This window comes from Pseudozobellia thermophila (assembly GCF_900141855.1).
Taxonomy (GTDB): domain Bacteria; phylum Bacteroidota; class Bacteroidia; order Flavobacteriales; family Flavobacteriaceae; genus Pseudozobellia; species Pseudozobellia thermophila.
Genome location: NZ_FQYU01000003.1, coordinates 435,113 through 458,476, shown reverse-complemented (window position 1 = coordinate 458,476; position 23,364 = coordinate 435,113). Strand labels below are relative to the sequence as shown.

General features: G+C 48.1%; 21 protein-coding genes and 1 tRNA gene. 7 read left to right on the top strand and 15 right to left on the bottom strand.

Annotation, left to right across the window (positions count from 1 at the left end):
• Positions 1–5: 5 nt before the first annotated feature.
• From BUB37_RS11815 to tgt, 6 genes are all read right to left on the bottom strand, one after another.
• Positions 6–1,232, bottom strand: a complete 1,227-nt coding sequence (locus tag BUB37_RS11815) for an asparagine synthetase B (protein ID WP_094766713.1) — start codon at positions 1,230–1,232, stop codon at positions 6–8.
• Positions 1,233–1,363: 131 nt separating this feature from the next.
• Positions 1,364–2,911, bottom strand: coding sequence for a replicative DNA helicase (dnaB, locus tag BUB37_RS11810; RefSeq protein WP_072993861.1), 1,548 nt, complete (start codon positions 2,909–2,911; stop codon positions 1,364–1,366).
• Between the two features lie 156 nt (positions 2,912–3,067).
• On the bottom strand, positions 3,068–4,021 hold the full coding sequence (locus BUB37_RS11805; RefSeq protein WP_072993858.1) for an acetyl-CoA carboxylase carboxyltransferase subunit alpha: 954 nt from the start codon (positions 4,019–4,021) through the stop codon (positions 3,068–3,070).
• Between the two features lie 47 nt (positions 4,022–4,068).
• The gene (locus tag BUB37_RS11800; RefSeq protein WP_072993855.1) at positions 4,069–4,962 is read right to left on the bottom strand and encodes a DMT family transporter; all 894 of its coding nucleotides are present in this window, start codon (positions 4,960–4,962) and stop codon (positions 4,069–4,071) included.
• A gap of 25 nt (positions 4,963–4,987) precedes the next feature.
• The gene (locus BUB37_RS11795) at positions 4,988–6,070 is read right to left on the bottom strand and encodes an LptF/LptG family permease (protein ID WP_072993852.1); all 1,083 of its coding nucleotides are present in this window, start codon (positions 6,068–6,070) and stop codon (positions 4,988–4,990) included.
• Positions 6,070–7,200: a tRNA guanosine(34) transglycosylase Tgt gene (tgt, locus tag BUB37_RS11790; protein ID WP_072994044.1), complete on the bottom strand. Its 1,131-nt coding sequence runs from the start codon at positions 7,198–7,200 to the stop codon at positions 6,070–6,072. Before tgt ends, BUB37_RS11795 begins: the two co-directional genes overlap by 1 nt.
• Positions 7,201–7,425: 225 nt before the next feature.
• Between tgt and BUB37_RS11785 the strand changes: the two genes are divergently transcribed.
• The 3 genes from BUB37_RS11785 (at position 7,426) to BUB37_RS11775 (ending at position 9,937) form a co-directional block, all read left to right on the top strand.
• Complete coding sequence (locus BUB37_RS11785; RefSeq protein WP_072993849.1) at positions 7,426–8,271, top strand: transketolase; 846 nt, start codon at positions 7,426–7,428, stop codon at positions 8,269–8,271.
• A gap of 72 nt (positions 8,272–8,343) precedes the next feature.
• Positions 8,344–9,297, top strand: coding sequence for a transketolase family protein (locus BUB37_RS11780; protein ID WP_072993846.1), 954 nt, complete (start codon positions 8,344–8,346; stop codon positions 9,295–9,297).
• 49 nt (positions 9,298–9,346) lie between these two features.
• Entirely contained in the window at positions 9,347–9,937 is a 591-nt protein-coding gene (locus BUB37_RS11775; protein ID WP_072993843.1) for a porin family protein, read from the top strand.
• A gap of 74 nt (positions 9,938–10,011) precedes the next feature.
• Here BUB37_RS11775 and BUB37_RS11770 read toward each other — a convergent pair whose 3' ends face one another.
• Positions 10,012–10,863: an FKBP-type peptidyl-prolyl cis-trans isomerase gene (locus tag BUB37_RS11770; RefSeq protein ID WP_139278105.1), complete on the bottom strand. Its 852-nt coding sequence runs from the start codon at positions 10,861–10,863 to the stop codon at positions 10,012–10,014.
• An 82-nt stretch (positions 10,864–10,945) separates the two neighbouring features.
• On the opposite strand from BUB37_RS11770, the gene BUB37_RS11765 reads away from it, so the two are divergent.
• Both BUB37_RS11765 and BUB37_RS11760 read left to right on the top strand, forming a co-directional pair.
• Positions 10,946–11,347 (top strand): RNA-binding S4 domain-containing protein, encoded by a 402-nt coding sequence (locus BUB37_RS11765; RefSeq protein WP_072993837.1) that lies wholly within the window; start codon positions 10,946–10,948, stop codon positions 11,345–11,347.
• A gap of 56 nt (positions 11,348–11,403) precedes the next feature.
• Complete coding sequence (locus BUB37_RS11760; RefSeq protein ID WP_072993834.1) at positions 11,404–11,904, top strand: phosphoribosyltransferase family protein; 501 nt, start codon at positions 11,404–11,406, stop codon at positions 11,902–11,904.
• On the opposite strand, the gene BUB37_RS11755 is transcribed toward BUB37_RS11760, so the two are convergent.
• Positions 11,893–12,408, bottom strand: a complete 516-nt coding sequence (locus BUB37_RS11755; RefSeq protein ID WP_072993831.1) for a shikimate kinase — start codon at positions 12,406–12,408, stop codon at positions 11,893–11,895. The two genes, BUB37_RS11760 and BUB37_RS11755, sit on opposite strands and share 12 nt — an antisense overlap.
• A gap of 139 nt (positions 12,409–12,547) precedes the next feature.
• Between BUB37_RS11755 and BUB37_RS11750 the strand changes: the two genes are divergently transcribed.
• Positions 12,548–12,623: transfer RNA gene (locus tag BUB37_RS11750), tRNA-Lys, on the top strand.
• A 371-nt stretch (positions 12,624–12,994) separates the two neighbouring features.
• Here BUB37_RS11750 and BUB37_RS11740 read toward each other — a convergent pair.
• The 7 genes from BUB37_RS11740 to BUB37_RS11710 form a co-directional block, all read right to left on the bottom strand.
• Entirely contained in the window at positions 12,995–13,897 is a 903-nt protein-coding gene (locus BUB37_RS11740; RefSeq protein ID WP_072993825.1) for a tryptophan 2,3-dioxygenase family protein, read from the bottom strand.
• A 3-nt stretch (positions 13,898–13,900) separates the two neighbouring features.
• On the bottom strand, positions 13,901–14,338 hold the full coding sequence (locus tag BUB37_RS11735) for a hypothetical protein (RefSeq protein WP_072993822.1): 438 nt from the start codon (positions 14,336–14,338) through the stop codon (positions 13,901–13,903).
• Positions 14,335–14,724 (bottom strand): group III truncated hemoglobin, encoded by a 390-nt coding sequence (locus BUB37_RS11730; protein ID WP_072993818.1) that lies wholly within the window; start codon positions 14,722–14,724, stop codon positions 14,335–14,337. The genes BUB37_RS11735 and BUB37_RS11730 overlap by 4 nt, the downstream gene beginning before the upstream one ends.
• A gap of 296 nt (positions 14,725–15,020) precedes the next feature.
• Entirely contained in the window at positions 15,021–16,721 is a 1,701-nt protein-coding gene (gene cysI, locus BUB37_RS11725) for an assimilatory sulfite reductase (NADPH) hemoprotein subunit (RefSeq protein ID WP_072993814.1), read from the bottom strand.
• 41 nt (positions 16,722–16,762) lie between these two features.
• On the bottom strand, positions 16,763–18,583 hold the full coding sequence (locus BUB37_RS11720) for an assimilatory sulfite reductase (NADPH) flavoprotein subunit (protein WP_072993811.1): 1,821 nt from the start codon (positions 18,581–18,583) through the stop codon (positions 16,763–16,765).
• A gap of 19 nt (positions 18,584–18,602) precedes the next feature.
• Positions 18,603–19,238, bottom strand: a complete 636-nt coding sequence (locus BUB37_RS11715; RefSeq protein WP_072993807.1) for a peroxiredoxin — start codon at positions 19,236–19,238, stop codon at positions 18,603–18,605.
• A gap of 231 nt (positions 19,239–19,469) precedes the next feature.
• A complete protein-coding gene (locus BUB37_RS11710) occupies positions 19,470–20,363 on the bottom strand; it encodes a LysR family transcriptional regulator (RefSeq protein WP_072993804.1) in 894 nt (297 codons plus the stop codon).
• A 1,085-nt stretch (positions 20,364–21,448) separates the two neighbouring features.
• Here BUB37_RS11710 and BUB37_RS21640 point away from each other — a divergent pair.
• A partial coding sequence (locus BUB37_RS21640) for a DUF6923 family protein (protein WP_170863161.1) occupies positions 21,449–23,364 on the top strand: 1,916 nt, incomplete at its 3' end.

Sequence of the window (23,364 nt, the reverse complement as noted above, 5' to 3'; positions counted from 1 at the left end):
ACCGATCAGGTCTTTTGCTTCTTCTTTCGGGCGGCCGGAAAGAGCACGTTGTTCAAGATCAAACGGTAGCCCGGCGAATTGGGGTGCAGCTCCAATTCCGTCTTGGGGTCCCCTACCCTGTGCTGATAATCTTCGGGATCGTGCCCCCCGTAAAAGGTAAAGAAGCCCTTGCCCTTGATGCCGTGGATGTAACGTGCCTCCCCGTTTATCTTGTTTTCGCCCAGAACCATGACGGTAGGCTTTACCTCGTCCCTGTTAAAGGCCGTGGTCTGCCCCATAAACCCCTTTACCAGGGCCGTGTGGTTTTGGCAGAGCATCGTAGGGACGGGATCCCATTTGGCCGAGAAATCCATCAGCGAAAAATAATCGTTTTCCTTTGGGACATTCCCCCTTTTGTTCGTCATGTCGATCGACGAGAATTCGTATTTCAAAGGGTTTCGCTCCAAGGTGAAATCGGTGAAGGCGAATGTTTTTTGGTAGTCGATCTGGCTTTGGTAATTGGCATCCGAGGGATCGCCGTCGAACATGGGCTCACAAATATCGACCCCTTCGGCCGCCAGGGCAATATCAAAACTATCGGTAGCCGAGCACATGGCGAACATAAAGCCGCCGCCAATGACATAGTTGCGTATTTTTTGGGCGACCGCACTTTTTTCTTCCGACACCTTGGAGAAGCCCAGTTTACGGGCCAGGGCTTCCGCTTCCTGTTTCTGTTCGATGTACCAGGGAGCGGTTCGGTAGGCCCCGTAGAACTTACCGTATTGTCCCGTAAAGTCCTCGTGATGCAAGTGCAGCCAATCGTAGATGGCCAGTTTATCGGCCAACACCTCTTCATCGTAAACCGTTACATAAGGAATTTCGGCATAGGTCAATACCATGGTCACCGCATCGTCCCAAGGTGGGTTGCCCTTGGGGGAATAGACCGCAATTTTCGGGGCCTTCTCCAAAATAACGGCCTCTTGGTTCTGTGACGGACTGCCGATCTCGTCCAAAATGGCCTGGGCCTGGCCGTCGGACAAAATCTCAAAGGATACGCCCCGGATCTGACATTCCTTTCGAATGGCATCGCCGTCGGGCAAAAGAAAGGAGCCTCCCCGATAGTTCAACAACCACTGTACCTTTTGTTGCTTGGTCAGTACCCAATACGTTATTCCGTAGGCCTTGAGGTGGTTTTCCTGACTATCGGCATCCATGGGAATAAGTATGGCGGAAGCCGATAATTCGACGAACATGGACAAAGCCAGGAAGACCGACAAAAAGAACCTATTCGATAAAATACCCTTGATCATATTCAAAGATAGTGGAAAACAAGCAGTGCCCCATTTTAGGGCACGTTAAACATTTTATTAAAAATTATAAAAAATCAAAACGGTACATCGTCATCACCGGGAGGGAGATTGTCGTTCATCGAACTGCCAAAGGCCTGATCGGCGTTGGGCAAGTTTTTGGTTATAAAAGGATTTTCGTCGTTATCGTTCATCTTGGACTGGAACTCGAAAGGCGAATCGAAATCGTCGAGATTGTCGAACTTACCCAGTTGGCCGATAAATTTCAACCGAATGTTCTCGAGGCCACCGTTACGGTGTTTGGCCACAATAAACTCGGCCTGGCCTTGGGTAGGACTTCGTTCCTCGTCGTCCCATTCATCGATTTTGTAATATTCGGGCCTATAGATAAAGGAAACGATATCCGCATCTTGCTCAATGGCCCCCGATTCCCTCAAATCGGAGAGTACGGGGCGTTTGCTTCCTCCACGGGTCTCGACCGCACGGGAAAGCTGGGAAAGCGCGATTACGGGTACGTTCAGTTCTTTCGCCAAGGCCTTCAGGTTACGCGATATGGTAGAGATTTCCTGTTCCCTGTTCCCTCCTTTTTGGCTTCCCCCGGCCGTCATCAACTGCAAATAATCGATAATGATCATCTGGATATTGTGTTGGGAAGCAAGGCGCCTGGCCTTGGCCCGAAGGTCGAATATCGATAGCGAGGGGGTGTCGTCGATAAAGAGGGGCGCCTTTTCCAAGGCCTTTACCTTTACGTTCAACTGTTCCCACTCGTGCTTTTCCAACTTGCCGGTACGCAACTTTTCGGAAGAGAGTCCCGTTTCCGAGGATATCAAACGCGTGATCAGCTGAACGGAGGACATCTCCAAGGAAAAGAAAGCCACGGCGATACCCGAATTGACCGCTATATTTCGCGCCATGGACAGGGTCAATGCCGTTTTACCCATACCCGGCCTGGCCGCCACGATGATCAAATCACTGGGCTGCCAGCCCGAAGTCAACTTATCCAATTTATCGAAGCCCGAGGGAATACCGCTGAGCCCTTCCTTGTTCGATATCTCCTCGATCCGTTTCTTGGCCTGGATCACCAAGTTCTGCGCCGTTTCGGCGGAGCGTTTTAGGTTGCCCTGGGTCACGTCGTACAGCTTGGCCTCGGCATTGTCCAACAAGTCGAACACATCGGTAGCCTCGTCGTAGGCCTCCTCGATGATCTCGTTGGAGATTTTGATAAGGCTCCGCTGGATGTATTTCTGCAGGATGATCCGGGCGTGAAACTCGATATGGGCCGAAGAGGCTACTTTCTGGGTCAATTTTATCAAGTAAAAATCCCCCCCGACGGCCTCCAGCTTGCCGTCCTTCTTCAACTGGGACGAAACGGTTAATAAATCTACCGGTTCGGAACTTTCGAACAACTTGAAGATGGCCTCGTAGATGTACCTATGGGCATCCTTATAAAAAACATCGGGATGCAAAATATCGATGACCTCATCGACCCCTTTCTTGTCGATCATCATAGCACCAAGCACAACCTCCTCTAAATCAACGGATTGAGGAGGAATTTTCCCACGCTCCAAGTTGATAAGGGTGGACTTATCTATCTTGCGACCTACTATCGGGTTAATTTTTTCCATGACTACGAAAATATACAATTAACTGTCTCGTCCGTGCAACTATAATTCACAGGTATTCAACAATTGCATGTTGATAAGTTACGATTTTGTGTTGATAACAAAAAAAATCCGGAGAAAACAATCTCCAGATTTTCGTGAGCTTGATAAAATGGTCAATTATCCATTATAAACCCCCATTTGGGCATACTTGTCCATACGGCGGGCGACCAAATCTTTTGGGGATAACTTTTCGAGTTCTTTAAAATGGGCCGTTATTTTGTTCTTTACCGTTGTAAAGGTTTTTTCCCGATTCGCGTGGGCGCCCCCTGCCGGTTCGCGCACGATTTCATCGATCAATTTGAGTTTTTTCATATCGGTCGCCGTAAGCTTCAAGGCTTCGGCCGCCACTTCCTTATATTCCCAACTGCGCCATAGGATCGACGAGCACGATTCGGGCGATATAACCGAGTACCAGGTGTTTTCCAACATCAATACGCGGTCTCCGACGCCTATGCCCAAGGCTCCGCCAGAAGCTCCTTCCCCTATGATGACCACGATAATGGGCACCTTGAGGCGGGTCATTTCCAAGATGTTACGGGCAATGGCCTCTCCCTGGCCGCGTTCCTCGGCCTCGATCCCCGGGTAGGCACCGGGCGTGTCTACGAAACAGACCACGGGCAAACCGAACTTTTCGGCCGATTTCATAAGGCGCAGTGCCTTTCGGTAGCCCTCAGGGTTGGCCATACCGAAATTTCTATACTGCCGGGTCTTGGTATTGTATCCTTTCTGCTGACCGATAAACATAAAACTCTGGTCGCCTATCTTGCCCAAACCACCGATCATGGCCTTGTCGTCCCTGACATTGCGGTCGCCGTGAAGCTCCAAAAAGGTATCCCCGCAAATGGCATTGATATAATCCAAGGTATACGGTCTATTGGGATGCCTGGAGAGCTGGACCCTTTGCCAGGCCGTTAAGTTCTTATAAATTTCCTTCCGCGTCTCGGCCAACTTCTTTTCGATCTGCTTACAGGTCTCGCTGACATCAACATCACTTTCTTCACCGATTACCATGCACTTGTCGAGCTGTTCTTCAAGTTCCTTGATCGGTAGTTCAAAATCGAGATATTCCATATAAGTAGTGTAGGATTGATTTAATGGGCAAATATAAAACATTAAGCTTATTCGATGGCGCCTTTTTTTATCCTTCTCCTGTTTTTCATTATTCCATTGGCAATTACCGTAGAAACGATGATCGCGCCCCCCAAATAAAACATGGGCCCCATTTTCTCACTTTCACCAAAAATAAAAAACGCCAAGACAATACCGTACACCGGTTCGAGATTGATCGTCAACATTACCGTATACGGACTTATATACTTTAACAGTTTTACCGAAGCGATAAAGGCGTATGCGGTACAAATCGAGGCCAATATAAAGATATAGAGCATATCGGACCAGGTCACCTCGAATATTTGGGAAACATAACCTCCTTTCCACCCCATGTACAAGCTCAAAAAAGCCAGTCCGCCCAACAGTTCGTAAAAGGAAATGACCGAGGGCCTTCCCTTTTGTATGAGCTTGCCGTTCATCAACGAAAAGACGGCGGACAGCAGGGCGGACACGAGGGCCAATACCACCCCCTGTACATAACGGCCCTCTACCTGAAATATAAGGAACAGTCCAAAAATGACGACAAGGCCAAAAGCGATTTCATACCCCACCATCTTTCTTTTGTACCAAAAAGGCTCGATCAAGGCGGTAAAAAAGGCCCCGGTAGACATGGTCGCCAAGGCTACGGAAACATTCGATGCCTTGATGGCCCCAAAAAACGTCAACCAGTGCAGGGCAATCACAACGCCCGCCACAACCAACTCCGCCAACATCCGTTTTGATACCTTCAGTGTATAGCCCTTATAGGCAACAAATACAAAAACGAACAAGGTGGCCAACAACATGCGGTACCAGACCAAAGGAAGTGCGTCTTGCGTAATCAACTTGCCCAAGACGGCCGTAAAGCCCCAAATAAAGACAATGAAGTGTAGGTGCAGGTAGTTTTTCAATTTAGGATCCATAGGGCAAACCAGGTGCGAAGAGAGCCTATCGCTTCGCTTTTTGTAAGAGAACAATTGCTAGAATACCGAACAAGGCATTGGGCAACAAGACCGCCAACAAAGGCGACAGGCCCGACTGTTCGGCCAAGGTACCGAAAACCTTGTCAAAAAAGACGAAAACAAAGGCCACTATAATACCAAAGGCCAGGTTGACCCCCATACCGCCCCGACGCTTTACCGAAGATACCGCAACGGCGATAATGGTAAGTATAAAGGCCGTAATCGGCAGGGCCCAACGTTTGTATTTGACAAGCACATAGGCGTTGATGTTCGAAGCCCCCTTCGCCCTTTGATCCCTTATAAAACTGTTGAGCTCAAAGATATTTTTTGTCTCGGCCACGTACGACACCGGGGTAAGGTCGCCTATTTTAAAATTGAAGAGGGTATCTAACCTGCGTTTGGTCTCCACAAGGGCCGTATCGTTCAACAGTCTCCGTTTTTTATAGGTCGTCAAGCGATACAAACTGTCCTTTTCGATCCACCTAATATTGGCGGCCGATATCTTAAATTCCAATTGGTTGTCGTCATCGAAGCGTTCAAACGTAAAATTATACCCGATCTGCCTGTTGGGGTCAAAACTGCTCACATAGATAAAGTCGTTCTTGTTCAACTGGGTAAAGATGTTATTGGTTACCCGGTCTTGCTTACCTTTTTTCAGGTATTTGTACTTGAATTCGTTAAAGCCCTTGCTGGCCGATGGCACCACGAACATACCCATTACGAACATGATTACCGCAATGATCGATGCCCCGATCAAATACGGCCTCAAAAAGCGGGAATACGAAACGCCCGAGCTCAAAATGGCGACGATTTCGGTGTTTCCGGCCAATTTGGAGGTAAAAAAGATGATGGAAAGGAACAGGAATATCGGGAACAAAAGACTTCCTATATAAATGGTAAAGTTCCCGAAATAAACAATGATCTCGTCCAAGGGCGCCTCATTGGCCTGCATTTTTCCTATCTGTTCGGCCAAATGGGCCATAATGCCAATGGGAATGAACAACAGGATCATCACCGCAAAAGTGACCAGATACCTCTTTAATATGTATTTATCGAGTATAGTAAGCACTACAATCTTTTATCCATTTGTTTTACCATTCGGTCTTTCCACTCCACAAAATCCCCTGCTAAAATATGCTTTCTGGCCTCACGTACCAACCACATATAGAAACCGAGGTTGTGTATCGTCGCTATTTGCTTTCCCAAATATTCGTTGGCCACGAACAAGTGCCTAAGATAGGCCTTTGAATATTCGACATCGACATAGGTAATACCCATTTCGTCGATGGGGGAAAAGTCGTCTTCCCACTTCTTGTTCTTGATATTTATGGTACCGTGGGCCGTAAAGAGCATCCCGTTTCGCGCATTACGGGTCGGCATTACGCAATCGAACATATCGATACCCAGGGCAATGTTCTCCAAGATATTTATGGGCGTCCCCACGCCCATCAGGTACCTCGGCTTGTCTTCGGGCAGGATGTCGCACACCACTTCGGTCATCGCGTACATTTCCTCGGCGGGCTCCCCGACCGACAATCCGCCGATCGCATTGCCCTCGGCCCCCACTCCGGCGATGTATTCGGCCGAGCGCTTCCTCAAATCGGTGTAGGTAGAACCTTGTACGATCGGGAAGAAGCTTTGGGTATAATCGTACTCATAGGGCGTTTTTTCCAAATGTGCGATACAGCGATCCAACCAACGATGGGTCATATGCATGGAGCGTTCGGCGTACTTGTACTCGCAAGGGTAGGGCGTACATTCGTCAAAGGCCATGATTATGTCGGCCCCGATCACCCGCTGGATCTCCATAACGCGTTCCGGTGTGAAGAGATGGGTAGATCCGTCGATGTGCGACTTGAACTTGACCCCTTCTTCCTTGATCTTTCTAGTGCCGGATAGCGAATACACCTGATAGCCCCCACTATCGGTAAGAATGTTCCTGTCCCAGCCCATAAACTTGTGAAGGCCGCCCGCTTTTTTTAAAATATCGGTCTTCGGCCTAAGAAAAAGGTGATAGGTGTTGCCCAAGATGATATCGGGGTTGATGTCTTCCTTCAATTCGCGCTGGTGCACGCTCTTGACCGAGGCCACGGTGCCCACCGGCATAAATATGGGTGTTTCAATAGCCCCGTGGTCGGTAACCATGGTACCGGCACGTGCCTTGCTTTTCGGATCGGTGTGATGTAATGTAAACTTCAAACTAAAAATTATGCCCGCAAAGATAATCATCTCATAGGCACGAAAGCCTTAAGGAAAAAATAAAGTTGTTGCCTTGCCCGACCGCATCCACTTTCACCTTCTTGGGCCTTGGCGTTATAAAACCATCAAAGTTTCACAAAAAGAGGCAAAAATAATTTGGGTGCAACTTGTAAAGCCAAAAGATTGCGATTACATTTGAAACCTACTATTAACGAACGTCTAAGAATGGCAAAACTAGAAGAATTACAGGATATCGTAGTACAGACCAGAAGGGATATCCTACGTATGGTACACAACGTAAATTCAGGGCATCCCGGGGGTTCTTTGGGCTGTACCGAATTTCTTGTCGCACTCTATAACGAGGTTATGGAGCTGAAAGAAGGATTTAACATGGACGGAGAGGGCGAAGACCTTTTCTTTCTATCAAACGGGCACATATCACCGGTGTTTTATAGCGTACTTGCCAGAAAGGGCTATTTTCCGGTAGAGGAACTCGGCACCTTCAGGCTGATCAACTCCCGTTTACAAGGGCACCCGACCACCCATGAGGGCCTACCCGGCGTCAGGGTAGCTTCGGGCTCGCTGGGACAGGGAATGTCGGTAGGCATTGGTGCCGCCTTGGCCAAAAAACTGAACGGTGACGACCATTTGGTATATACCTTGCACGGTGATGGCGAACTTCAGGAAGGCCAAAACTGGGAAGCCATTATGTACGCCGCAGGAAACAAGGTCGACAACCTGATCTCTACTATCGATAGAAACGGCCAGCAAATCGACGGCCCTACCAGTAAGGTATTGCCTATGGGCGATTTGACCCAAAAATTCGAGGCCTTTGGCTGGGATGTAGTCGAAGTCGCCGAAGGCAACGACCTTGAAGCCGTTATCGCCGGCCTAAAGGAAGCCAAGAGCAGGACAGGAAAGGGCAAACCGGTCTGTATCATGCTCGATACCGTTATGGGCCACGGGGTCGATTTTATGATGCACACCCATGCGTGGCACGGCAAAGCCCCGAACGATGAGCAGTTGGCTACTGCCCTATCACAAAATCCCGAGACCTTAGGAGACTATTAGAGGGATTCAACCCAATTGAAATTCAGCGTTAATTAAAATTCGACTTCCTACAAAGGGAGTTTCGGCAACAATATGAAAAAATATATAGATCAAGGTAAAAACGATACGAGAAGCGGTTACGGTGCGGCCATGACCGAATTGGGAAGAAGCAACCCCAATGTTGTAGCCCTATGCGCCGACCTGGTAGCATCATTGAAAATCCAGCCTTTTATAGACGAGAACCCAGATAGGTTCTTTCAAATCGGTATCGCCGAGGCAAACATGATGGGGATAGCGGCCGGACTTACGATCGGCGGTAAGATACCCTTTGCCAGTACCTTTGCCAACTTTGCCACAGGCCGGGTTTACGACCAGATCCGTCAGTCGATCGCCTATTCGGGCAAAAACGTAAAAATTTGTGCCTCGCACGCAGGCATCACCTTAGGTGAGGATGGCGCCACCCACCAAATTCTAGAAGATATCGGCCTTATGAAAATGTTGCCGGGAATGGTGGTAATCAACCCTTGCGATTACAATCAGACCAAGGCGGCCACCTTGGCCATAGCAGACTATGTCGGCCCCGTTTATTTGCGCTTCGGGCGGCCAAAAGTAGCCAACTTTACCCCGGTGGACCAAAAATTCGAAATCGGTAAGGCCCTAATGCTCAACGAAGGTAGCGACGTTACCATTGTAGCTACCGGACACTTGGTATGGGAAGCCCTGAAAGCCGCCGAGACCCTTGAACAACAAGGCGTTTCCGCAGAGGTGATCAACATACATACGATCAAACCCTTAGACGAGGAAGCTGTGTTAAAGTCCGTTAAAAAAACAGGCTGTATCGTCACTTGCGAAGAGCACAATTATTTGGGAGGATTGGGAGAAAGCATCTCCGGACTGCTTGCCAGTCAGCATCCTACGCCCCAAGAATTCGTAGCCACCAAAGATACCTTTGGCGAAAGCGGAACCCCCGAACAGTTGATGGAGAAATACGGCCTCAATAATAAAGCGATTGAAAACGCCGTTTTAAGGGTAATGAAAAGAAAGTGATAGTGGTATCGTTTTTGATACCCTATCACCGTATTAAAAACGAGACACTATGAAAAAAACGCTTCTTACAGCGGTCTTGGCCTTTATGGGCCTTGCCGCATTTTCGCAGAACGACTCCGGAATAGGTATCAAGGCCGGACTCAACTACAGCGCCAACGGCGATTATTTTGAATCCATCGGCGATGCCGCCCGTGAACCCGACAGAAATGTGGGGTACCATCTCGGACTCTATGGAAAAATAGCGGTGAGCCGGATTTACTTTAGGCCGGAGCTGGTATACACCAAGACCAAATCGGATTACCAGGGCAACAAGTTCGACATAAGCAAACTTGACGCCCCCTTATTGGTCGGTGTCAAGGTAATCGGGCCCCTGCACGTCTTTGCCGGACCGGCCTTTCAGTACATTCTCGATACCGAATTCGACGGCATCGGCATCAACGATATCGAAAACGATTTTAGTGTTGGGGCCAATATCGGGGCCGGACTCGATTTTGGAAGATTGGGAGTGGATATACGGTACGAAAGGGGCTTTAACGACAACGAAGCCACCTTTATCAACGACAACATAACTACTATCGGGCCCAGCCGGATCGATGCCCGGCCCGATCAATTGATCGTAAGTGTATCGCTGAAACTATAATTTGCAACAAACACCACAAAAAAAGACCCCGTACTTCGTTAAGTACGGGGTCTTTTTATTACTATAACATTAATTTAATTACTGTCGGCATCCAAGTAGTCGACCAAGCCGTCGTCGTCGGCATCGTCGTTGTAAAAATAGCCATCGCCATTGGTGTCCTCATCTATGGTAAGGGTGCCATCGCCATCATGATCCGTTTCACCCTTAACGGCCAGCAAATCTATCATAAAGACCATAGGGCTATAAGCTCCTATAATCGATTGGGAGCTGTTGTAATACCCGAGGCCCGAGGGAAAAATGAAGAGCCCCACCCCATAATCTTCAACAGTAAAGGTTCCGTCGCCATTATCTACGGGCTCCGATCCTCCCTTTAACAGGCTTGCGCCTTCGGCAAAGCCCCTCGCCGGAGTTCCGGAAAAAAGGGATGTGGCCGAGGCCTGAAGACTAGGTAGGTTAAACCATATGGGCGAATTGACCCGACTGTCGTCAAAAACATCACCGGACAGCAATTGGCCCTGGTAACGTACAAAGGCGGAGTCGGCCACGGTAATGGCATCGCCTACGCCCTGTCGGGCTATGACGTAATACAGTTTATGGGTAACGGTCTCCTCCTTTTCCTCGATCAAAAAATGGCTTGAGGGCACATCGATCTCCAAGGCTTCGACAAACTCGGCCAAGGGCTTGATCCCCGTAGTATCGTCTTCGGGAATTTCCTTTACCTCGACCTTATAGTCGAAATCCTCCGGCGGATCCTGAAAGTCCATATAATTGTAGTAATGGGTACTAAGGTATTCCTGGATTTCGGCCTCGTTCTCGGCCAATACCTCGCTTAGGGCCCTGGGCGGCTCGATCGTTATGCTGTTGTCGTCGTCGCTACACGACGCCAACACACCTACAAAAGCCAAAAGAACTACAAATCGGTTCACAATCATCTATCTGTCTTTAAGGGCGGCAAGATACAATTTTCCCCTATTTTTGCAGAAGCACTTAACAAAGATTTTTAATATTATGCGTATCGACAAGTATCTTTGGAGCACCCGATATTACAAGACCCGGAATATAGCCACCACCGCCTGCAAAAAAGGGCAGGTAAAGATCAACGACCAAGTGGTAAAGCCCTCTAGGGAAGTTTACCCCATGGACAGGATATCGCTCCGTAAGAACCAGATCAATTACCAACTGACCGTTCTCGATATACCGGAAAGCCGTGTCGGGGCGAAGTTGGTAAATATATATCGAAAGGATACGACCCCCAAGGAGGCCTTCGAGCACAGCGAACTGTTAAAACAAAGCAAGGACTATTACCGCAAAAAAGGAACCGGACGCCCCACCAAAAAAGATAGGCGTGCCATCGAAGATTATCTCGACGAGCCTGAAGATCCTTCCGAAAAGCCGTTTAACGAAATATAAATTATGCCCCTGTATAAAGGCTTGTTCTTTATATTTGGAATGAAAACCCGAAACAAATGAACAACAGCATACTCAGCCACCAGCAAATACAACACAAAATAAGGCGCATTGCCTACCAAATCTACGAAACCAACGTTGCCGAGGAAGAAATCGTAATTGCCGGTATCGATGGGGGCGGACTCAATTTTGCCAAAAAAATACAAAAGGCGCTCGAGGAAATAACCGAGGCGAAGATTACCCTTTGCACGGTGTATATGGACAAGCAAAACCCGTTGAAGAGCGGGGTAAGCACCTCCCTCGACGAGGCGGAATACACGAACAAGGCCGTGGTGTTGGTAGACGATGTCCTCAACTCGGGCACGACGTTGATCTATGGGGTGCACCATTTTCTAAAAACCCCTTTAAAACGCCTTAAAACCGCCGTGCTCGTCAACCGAAACCACAAAAAATATCCCGTCAAGGCCGATTTTAAAGGCATTTCGCTGTCAACATCCCTGCAAGAACACGTTCATGTCGAATTTCAGGACCAGAACGACGTCGTCTATTTAGAGGATTGAGCCTTCGATTTCAAGGGCTATTTCGTCCGGGGTCTTGTTGTCGCCGACCACAATGCAATGGGCCCGGTTGTAGAAAGCGTTTCTTTCAAAAAGATGCTTGCCGATAAATTCGGGCAACTCTTCATCGGGAATATCCCTTATAAGGGGCCTTTCCGATTTTTCCTTTGACAAGCGTGCCACGAGTCCCGGTATCGAAACCTTGAGATAGACCACATTATTGGTCGCCCCCAATATCGTTTCCATGTTTTTTCCGTAACAAGGAGTGCCCCCGCCGGTAGAAAGAACAAAATTATCTTTTCCGTTAAGCACCTCTTCGAGGTAATGGAATTCCCTTTTTCTAAAATAGAGCTCACCCTTACTTTTAAATATTTCCGGAATATCCATCCCCTCTCCTTCTTCTATGCAATCATCCAAGTCCAAGAATTGAAGCTTCATATTTTGGGCCAGTAATTTCCCGATTGTGGATTTTCCACTCCCCATATAGCCCAAAAGCACTATTTTCATCATTTTCTATTTTGTGTAAAAATCAGGCAATTATAAATGATTTCAAAAAGAAATCTAAATTTCTCTTCAAAAGGGCTTGTGAAATTAATTAATGATCTTATATTTGCAGCCGCTAAGGGATAATTATCTAAAGCGATTCGACTTGGTAGCTCAGTTGGTAGAGCATCTCCCTTTTAAGGAGAGGGTCCTGGGTTCGAGCCCCAGCCAAGTCACCAGTAAAAACAGGCCCTGACAGACGTCAGGGTTTTTTTATGCTTTTTGGTTAGGGTATTGGTTAGGGTAGGCCCTCTCCCGGTTCCGCTTCCCACAAAGCAGGTATTTGAACGTCGGAAGCGCCTACCTGACCATGGCAGATTACACGAACCGAAGGAACAGAACGGCCAAAAGAATGCCTGACAGGCCTTGGCCATCGAAAAAGGATTTTTGGGGTGACTGGGCGATCGCAACGGGATTTAGGTTTTTCCTTGCACCGATCCGAGCCAATACATCGCTACCCAAAAAGATAGAAAAAGATGCGTTTCTCCCCTATTCGTTCGGTGAAGGAACGACATCTATAAACAAGCTCCGAAAGGGGCTGTACCGCACCTTAGATGACGCCCCAATTGTTCTTTTCGGCCTCTGACCACAAGGTTGGAAAAAATTTGCGCTGCTGGTATTTGGGATGTAGGTATTTTTTCCATTCCGACCCCCCGGTCGCCGCCTTGTTCTCCCCTTTGCCGTTCAGGTAGTGTTCGGCCGTTCTCAAGTGGACCAAGGGCCATTCTATGTTGTACAGCCTATCGAACTCCCTTAGTTTTTCGGTCAACGCGTCGGAAGGGTCCTTCAATTGCATTACCTTGTCCTCAAGGGTTTGCCCCTGCACCTTTTTGGCCAAGTCCATAAGGCTTTCGAGGTATTTTGCCTCAAACTCCTGCATGGTCAAGGTCTTCTTGCCCGTTTTTCGGTCGAGTCCCGCATCCTTCCAATAAATCTGTTCGAAATAATCCTCTACCGAGGGTTTGGGCGGAAGCCTTTTTTTGCCTTCATCGTTGATCAGGTTCTCCAAGCGGGTACAATAGATTTCGATATACCGGAATTGAACGCTCTGAAAACCACTGGCCGGGGTCAATGTTTTACGAAACTGATTGTAATCGTCATAGTCCATGCCCTCTTTCATGATATCGAAGGATGTGATCAGCATGGTGGTATAGCGGTTAATTCTGCCCAACTTGGTCAATAAGAAGGCTTCGTCAAGCTTCGTTTCCTCTACGATCTGTTCCAGTTCGTGGCGCATCATCTTGAGCAAAAGCTCGGTTACCTGGTGGTACATGATAAAGATGGTCTCGTCCTTAAACCGGGTACGTGGCCTTTGAAGGGAAAGCAAGGTGTCTACCTCTATATAATCCCAATAATTGATGGGTTTGGCATGCAGAAGTCCCTCTAGGTAGGCTTCGGGGTTCTCACCCATGTCTTCGTATTTCCTTTTGATCTTATCGCCGATATCGGACATTTTCTATCTTTTAAAAAGTTTGATGCCAAAGATAAAGAGGCAAACCGTTTTAACCACCTCCAACCCCACATAATAAAAATGAAGCGATGAAGGTCCGGGGTCTATGCCCTGAACCAGTTGTTCGGCCCGGGCATCCAATCCCGGTAGCAGCCAGAACGTTTGCAAGACCAACAACAGGAGGGGAATAACAAAGAGGATATTCTTAAACGGGAAAGGCCGGCCGCCCTCCCATAACAAGTTGCCCAGTATGGCCAAGGCCAAAACCCATTCGACCTTGTTCAGCGCATTAAAGACCAAGCGCCCAATACCGAGTCCCAATGGAATGGTAACCCCCGGGGCACGGAATTTTAGCCAGGCCTCCATAAAACTAATGGCCCCTACAAAACCGATCCAGAGGAATACGGATGCCAAGGCTACGGGATATTTTAGTTTGACCTTCATACCAGTGGTTTTTGCCCTGAATCCCTGAAATAGGCGATTTTGAACTGGAACATTTCGGCCATTTTCGAAGCCCTCCATTTGGCCTCATCGGCCTTTTCCCCTTCAAAATGTTCGTCCAAGGTTTGGTGGAACAGTTCGAGCCATCGTTCAAAGTGTTTTCTTTCTACGGGAAGTTCGGCATGGGGCCCAAACGGATTGCCATAATACGTATGCTCCCCCAACAAGACCGTTTGCCAAAAGGTGTACATTTTACCGAGGTGCTGGGGCCATCGGTCTTGGATCACCCGATCAAAGATGCGTCCCAACAAATCGTCCTGCCTGACCTTGGCATAAAAAGCATCGACCAACAATCGAATATCATCCAGCTGTTTAATTTCCGTCTTCATCCATCTTATATTTATGGGCCCTCCTTTAAGTGCCGACGGCCCCCAAGAGCCCCCTGACGACAAACGGCTTCTTGGGAAATCCTTCTCAGGCCCGCCCTTCTGTACACATCGAGCCCAGTACGATACAGGTTCGGCCCCTTATAGCGTAGGCCCATGTCTTAAAGAGCATTTTACCTATTGATGGGACAAAGGTAACCGCTTTTATATTTCGGACAAAATTATCTGAATAAAGAATTTCCCAGTCGCTTCCCTAGGGCATCCCATTATTTCATCGCCCTCCCGGTATGGTCCCGGCCCTACTGAAGCAACTGTAAGGGGCGATGGCTGGTTTCAACGATTTCCTTTCGGATCACAAAATCGCCAAAGGTTTCCTCGGCTTCCCGTTCCTGGGCATAAGCCGCTATAATAGGTTCCAGTTCCCTGAGAATATCCTCTTCCGACAACATTTCCCTATAGAGCGAATTTAGCCTATCGCCATTGTGGCTCGCCCCTAAGTACAGGTTATAACGTCCAATGGCACGGCCCACGAAACCGATTTCCCCGAGGGAGGATCGGGCACAATTATTGGGGCAACCGGTCATTCGAATATTGATCTCGTCTTCCCCAAGCCCGTGTTTTTGCATGATTACATCGAGCTTGTCTATCAAGGACGGAAGGTAGCGTTCCGATTCGGCAAAGGCGAGTCCGCACGTACCCAAGGCCACACAGGCCATGGAGTTTTTTCGGAGGCCGGTAAGCTTTCTGTGGTCTTTGATCCCGTGATTCCTCAAGATGGCCTCTATGCCTTCCTTATCTTTTTCTTCGACGTTTCCAATGATCAGGTTTTGGTTTCCCGTCAGCCTGAAGTCCCCCTTATGGATGTGGGCGATTTCCCTTAGCGCCTCCTTTAAGGTATAGCCTTCTTCGTTCTTGACCCTTCCGTGTTCTACGAACAGGGTATAGAACCATTTTTGGTTGACCCCTTTGAGCCAGCCATACGTATCGCCATTCGATACAAACCGATAGGGTTTCGAACCCTGGAGCTTCCACCCCAATCGGGTGTTCAGCTCGTTTACGAACCACTCGAGTCCCCGATCGTCTATGGTGTGCTTCAACCTGGACAATTTGCGGTCGGATCGGTTCCCGTAATCCCTTTGGATACCGATTATGGTTTCCGCCACCTCCATAACCTTGTTCTTAGGTGCAAAACCTATGACATCGGCCAGCCGCGGGTAAGTAGCCTTATTCCCTAGCGTACTTCCGAGTCCGCCTCCGACACAAATATTGAAGCCTTTCAGCTTGCCGCCCTCCCCAATGGCAATCAGCCCGAGGTCATTGGCGAAAACGTCGATATCGTTATGGGGCGGAATGGCCAGGGCGATCTTAAATTTTCGGGGCAAATAGGTGTGGTGGTACAGGGGTTCAAAATCGGGCGTTCCCGCCACTTTTTCCTTGTCGAGCCAGATTTCGTGATAGGCCGTGGTCTTCGGAAGAAAATAATCGCTTATCTCACCGGCGAGCGCATAGACCTCTTGGTGTATGGCCGATTGGTAGGGGTTGGGATTGCACATGACATTTCGGTTCACGTCTCCACAGGTGGCCAGGGTGCTCAACAATACCTCGTTAACTGCTTGGATCGTTGGTTTAAGGCCTCGCTTTAATATGCCGTGAAACTGGAAGGATTGCCTTGTGGTCAATTTCAGGGTACCGTTACCGTGTTCGTCGGAAAGTTTGTCGAGGGCCAGCCATTGCCCTGGGGTGGTAATCCCACCGGCGGCCCTTACCCGGACCATGAACTGGTATAGGGGTTCCAACTTTTGTTGCTTCCGCTCGCTCTCGAGGTCCCTGTCGTATTGTTGGTACGACCCGTGATATTTGATAAGCTTGACATCGTCGGGGTCCAGGGCCCCGGTCAAACGATCCTTAAGGCTTTCCTTTATGCTTCCCCTAAGGAAATCACTTTTATCTTTGATATGTTCGTCTTCCGACAGGTTATCTTGTGCAAATTGTTTGTCCATATATGAATTTTTCGGGCCGTTGCCGGCAATACCCGACCGAGTTAATAAATATCCGCTTGATACCGGTTTGACAATTGAAGGTTTTTAACATACTCCTCCGCTTTTTCAAGGGTTACGCCTCCCTGCCGCTGAATGATCTGTTTTAGGGCGAGGTCTACGTCCTTGGCCATTTTATGGGCATCGCCACAAACGTAAAAATGGGCGCCGTTTTCCAGCCAATCGAACAATTCCTTGCTGTTTTCCAACATCCTGTGCTGTACGTACTGTTTTTGTTCCTGATCTCGGGAAAAGGCCACATCGGCCTTGGTCAGCACCCCTTCCTTCAGGTATTGTTGCCATTCGGTTTGGTAGAGGAAGTCGGTGGTAAAATTCCGGTCCCCGAAGAAAAGCCACGAAGGCCTTCTTTTTTCTGAAACCTCAAGCTGCTGCATAAAGGCCCTAAAAGGTGCAACCCCCGTACCCGGCCCTACCATTATAATAGGGGCATCGGGGTTTTCCGGAAGCTTAAAACGGGTGTTCCTGTCCACAAATACCTCCACCTTGTCGCCCACTTCCAAGCGGTCTGCAATGGTAGTCGAACAGAGTCCTTCCTTATCCCTCCCATAGGCTTGATAGCGCACTACCGACACCAATAGGTGCACTTCGTCTTCTACGGCCTCTTGCGAGGAAGCGATCGAATACATACGCGGGGTATTTTTCCGTAAGACCGAGATCAGTTCCTTGGCCGAAAAACCGTGGGTTTCCTCCTTTATCAGATCCAAGATATCGCGCCCCTGGAGGTATTCAGGAACCGAGGCAGGGTCTGCCAAGATGTTCTTTAATCGCGCACTGTCGGTCAACTCGGCATATTTCGATAGGGTGGTTTTGGACAAGGGCGTGAGCTCATAATCGTAGCTCAGGGCTTCGCGCAAGGTTTTTTCACCTGCATGGCTTTCCACCAGTTCTTCGCCCGATAGCTTTGTTGCCTCTAAAACGGACTGGACAAGTTTAGGGGAATTGCTGCCGTATACGCCCAAAGCATCCCCAGGCTCATACTTAAGGCCCGAACCTTCCAGGTCCAATTCAATATGTACCGTCTCTTTTGAGGAGCCTTTTCCGTTAAGGTTTATCTTTTCCAAAACCGTCGCCTCAAAGCGGTTTTTCCGGGAGTACTTCACCTCCCCGCCCGTTGCGGTTTCATTGCTCGGGGCAGTTGGGGCGCCCGTTTCGGGAGTTAAGTTGACAAGGCAGTCCAAAAGTGTTTTTTGCCACGCCTCCGCCGTTTCCCCATAATCTACATCGCAATCTTGACGCGGTGCGAGTCGCTTTGCCCCCAACTTTTCCAGAACGGCATCAAAATCCTTACCGGTCTGGCAGAAATCGACATAACTGCTATCGCCAAGCGCCAGAACCGAAAAATTGAGGTGGGAAAGATCGGGTGCCTTTTTACCGTGGAGGTATTTATGAAGGTCCTCGGCCTGTACAGGTGGTTCGCCCAATCCGTGGGTACTCACGATTACTGCCAGGTTTTTGATTTTCTTCAGCTCGCGGGTCTTAAAGGAAGCCATATCGGAAACCTCGACTTCCACCCCCCTTTCCTTGGCCTGTAGGGCAAGGTTTTGGGCCAGGGCCTCACTGTTTCCCGTATGGGTGCCGAACAAAATATTCAGTTTTTCAGGCTTCGCTTCGGCAAGGGCCTGGGCGGGAATGCCCTCATTCGTATCGGCCGAAACCGCAGTTGCCGCCAAGGTTTGGCCAAGACCCGAAAAATATCCGCTAAGCCAAGAAAGCTGTTCCGTATCGAGTCCCGACAGCGCTTCGCTGAGTTTTTCCGCCTGCCGATCGTTGAACGGCCCCCTTTCCAATCCCTTTTTCAGTTCCATGCTTTATAATAATTTCAGGTTATTTGTTAGGCTGGGGCGTATACCTCAAATAAGGCTTTATAACGCGATGTCCTTTTGGGAATTTAGCCTCGACATCTTCCTGTTTTACCGAAGGGGAAATGATGACATCTTGCCCTGGTTCCCAATCTACAGGTGTGGCCACACTGTGCGCTGCCGTAAGCTGTAGGGAATCGAGTACGCGTAAAATTTCGGTAAAGTTCCTTCCCGTGGAGGCCGGATAGGTAATAACGGCCTGTATCTTTTTGTCGGGGTCTATAAAATACACCGAACGTACGGTTGCCGTAGTGGAAAAATTAGGATGGATCATGTTGTAGAGCGTAGCTACCTTTTTATCGGCATCGGCAATTATAGGAAACTCAACCTGAGTATTTTGGGTTTCGTTGATATCACCGATCCAACCGATATGGGAATCCAAATCATCGGTACTTATGGCGGCTACCTTGGTGCCCCTTTTTTCAAATTCGTCCTTTAGCTGTGCGGTACGGCCAAGCTCGGTGGTACAAACCGGGGTAAAGTCGGCGGGGTGGGAATATATGATTCCCCAGCTATCTCCCAACCATTGGTGAAAATCAATTTCCCCTAGCGTGGTCTGGGCCGAAAAATTAGGCGCGTCGTCTCCAATTCTTAAACTCATCTTTTTACTTTTATTAGGTTATACAATAAGGCATCGAACCTATCGGTTCTAGCTTTCCGTGAAGACAAAGGTAACCGCCAGCCCGATGAATCGCCCATAGCAAATTTTGATTCACAATAACCTTAGGTTATACCAATACAAGATTTCCAATAAAATAGTTATGATAAAATCTAGGGAAGAAGCCCTTGAACGCGACAAGCTTTTGCTTAGGCCCGGTTCAACTATGGGCTTTTACAATTTGTGATTTCGGATCAAGAACTGGATCAACAAGGCCGGTAAGCCGCCTTCGGGACCCTGTGGGGTAATAAAGTAAAAATGTCTGGGAATGGGCATTTTTTTGATTTCTATTATTTTCAGCTCATTGCCCTCAAGCTCCTTGAGGACGGCATGCAAAGACAGGAAAGCCATGCAATCGGAATGCTGTAGGTACGACTTGATCGCTTCGGTACTGCCCAGTTGCATTTCAATTTTCAGGTCGGCCAAACGAATCCCCTTTTCCTTTAGGGCATTGGCGATCACTTCCAAGGTTCCCGAACCCGGTTCCCTAAGAAGCAAGGGGATGTTTTTTAGTTCCTCGGGACGGATCTCCTCTTTTTTGATCAGATGGTTCTTGCTACTGCACACCAAAACGATCTCATCTTTCAAGAACGGGGTATAGTGGATTTCACGCCTTTTGGATTTTCCCTCGACGACCCCAAGCTCTATATTCTTGTTCAAGAGGGCCTGTTCTATCTGTTCGGAATTACCACTGAGCAACTCCACCTTTACGTCTTGATGCATACTGTGGAACCGGGCCAACAAGGGCGGGAGGATGTATTGGGTAATGGAGGTACTTGAACCTATGTGCAATACCCCCTTAAGGGTTTGGTTAAACTGGTTCAGGTCAAATTCGATTTGCCTGTAGATATCCATGATATCCTCGGTATGTTTCAGCAATACCTCCCCTGCGGGGGAGAGCACGACCTTGTTGCCCTTTCGGTCAAAAAGCGCCAGGTTGAAACCGCTTTCCAATTCCTTGATATGCTTGGTTACCGCGGGTTGCGATATCAGCAGCTCCTCGGCCGCCTTGGTAAAGTTGAGCCTTCTTGCAACGGTATAAAAAACTTTTAAGCGAAAATCGAACATGTACAATAATACGTATATTTCCTCAACGTAAAACCTAAAGAATTCAATTTGGGGACTGTAGTCCCTTGCTTTTCATCCACTCCCACCCCACCAACCTTGAAAGCGGACCGACTTAGGTTTAGGGCCTAACCTTTGTGCAATATCACCCTTGGCGCACATAGGATTCAAGTACGATCAAGTTCTGATCTTTGTAGTTCAATCGACACCTAACTTTTGTCACCCTTGGGTTTCCTACAATAATAGAAACTTTGACAAGTTTTGGCATAAAACAATTCTTTTAACAGTTCAATTAATAAGTAGTTATAATACAACATCCTTTATCCCAAAAACAAGGCCTTGGAAAAACAACCCAAGCATCGCCTACTTCCGGTAATACCTATCCGCCAAATCAAAAACGACGACCCTAAATGCTATTGTAGGGCACATTTCCTTTTTGAATCTTCCAATAAGTCGACCGCCAAAAAGAAAGATCAGGTTTTTCTGCCTTCACCAACAACAATTGCAAATTCACAACAAAAATATGACCCTTATTGTAGGAATTATTTTATTTGTGCATCTAACCATTTAATACAAACTGCATGATTCTTTTATCAAAAATTTCGTCTTTAAATTATTTCTTTAGACCTAATTTTAAAAGAACGAAATTTATTTCCCCGATTTTGAAGTTATTACCTACCACACCACACACGGCCCAAGCCACCTACGGCAGTTCTGTCGGGATATTGGCCTTCGAAAGCTATTTCGATGTCGGTTGCCAGTAAAATACCGATGCAAGTGAGGCTAGCCCATCGTACTAGTCGATCTACATTAGGCGTATAATTTTCTTTATAAAGTTGGTTTATTGATGTTTACGGACTTCATAGGCGAAGCGGTTATATATTTCTCGCATCGAGAACAATACGCGGCCTAAATGGGTCCCGGGTTTCATTTACCCACATCCATCGAAAAAATCACGGAAAACCCTTACCGTTAATCAGAAATTCAATTTGAAAAGGTTGATTCTAAGCAAGTGGTGCACTATTGCCATGGGTACTTTTTACTGTTTACAATCAGCTTTCAGGAATATTCCCAAAAGTAAATACATAATGCACAATAAATATTTAAGAGGCATACTGTTCCTAATTTTTGCCGCACAGATAAGTTATGCACAAGAACCTTTTCAATGTGATGGTTCGGCCTATCTTGTTTCCTCTCCTTCGGGAACAGACCCTTCGATTTTAAGCATCGTGGAGGCTACGGACCCTAGTACCGTCTTGGCTACGATTTCTCCTTCCATACCGGATAGGTACAATGCCATAGGATACAATTTTCTGGACAATCTTATCTACGGTATTGTTAGTGGCGATGCAGCTGTCAACGACCCCGGCGACATTGTACAGATAGACGCCTTGGGAAACGTAGTGAACATGGGCGTACCCACGCCGGTTGCAGGACAAAGTGATGGCCTGCCTTCGTGGACGTCCGATCCGAGTGTAAATGCCAATGGAGGTTACGTGAACATGGCTTCTGGGGTTGTGGGAAGCGCTAATTTGTTCTATTGTCTTGCGAGTACCGATGATTCCAAAGCCTACCTAGTAGCCGTCGATTTGGTTGCCATGACCTATACCACAAAAGAGCTGTCCCTTGGTGTAGCCTCCTTAGTGGCCGACCTGGCATTTTCTTCGTATGACGGTATGCTCTATGGAACCGTGAGGGGACAGGAAAAGATCGTAAAAATAAACCCGGGCACCGGGCATCAGTCCTATGTAAGCCTTCCGGCAGGTTCCCCCACATTATTGTATTCTGCCGGTGGTGCCTGGAACGATTCCCAAGGAAGGGTCTACTTCTATTATAACAGTACGGCGGAAACAGAAAATAGGTTATTTAGGTACGACCCAAGCATCAATGAACTTGTAGATTTGGTCGGGGCTACAGCATATTCCACCTTCGATGCAACGGCATGTTACCCAACTTCCTTCGAAAAGGAGGTGGACGTACCAACGGAAGGGGTACACGCAGGAGACATTGTAGATGTTGAATTTACCATCTACAATAATTTTCCCTCGACACAAATTTTTGATTTTGAGGACACACTTATTTCCTCAAACCTCAGTTGGGTGGCCAATTCCGTGACTCCCACATCGCCCGGGGGAGGTACGGTTAACATTACGGGGCAAACCCTGAACATCAATGGAATTTCAATTCCCCCCATCGCATCGACCAGTGGCGTACCTTTTTCGTTTACCGTTTCCTTTAAAATTTCGGAGAATGCGTCTCCTATCGAGTGCTTTACCAATCAAGCTAGTATATCCAATGGTTCTACAACGGTAACGAGTGATGACCCGAATACCTTGGATTTAGGCGACCCTACAGAATTTTGTTTAACTCCCTGCACCACGTGCAAGGCCGGGGACGATTCCGCTACTACACTGGTGGATGCCCCTGTATTGATCGATGTATTGGACAACGATGGCAATATGGGAGATTTGGATGTCTCAAGCGTAACCATAACAAGTGCCCCATCAAATGGAACCCTAACCATTGATTCTGTAACCGGAGAGATCGAATATACTCCAAATGCCGGTTATTCAGGTACGGATGAATTTACCTATTCGGTATGTACTACCGATACCCCGGTATATTGCGATACGGCCACTGTTTCTATTGACGTGCTTGCGGACACGGACGGTGACGGTATTTCTGACGACCAAGAGACCTTGGACGGTACCAATCCTTTGGATGACTGTGATTCCGTAGGCGGAACTCCCCTAGCTACAAGCGACTGCGATGGCGACGGTATATCCAATGGTGATGAGGCGACTTTGGGTACGGATCCCAACAACCCTGATACGGACGGCGACGGTATCCCCGACGGACAGGAAGTATCCGACGGTACCAATCCTTTGGACGATTGTGATTCCACAGGCGGAACTCCCCTAGCTACAAGCGACTGCGATGGCGACGGAATCAGCAATGGCGATGAGGCGACTTTGGGTACGGATCCCAACGATCCCGATACGGA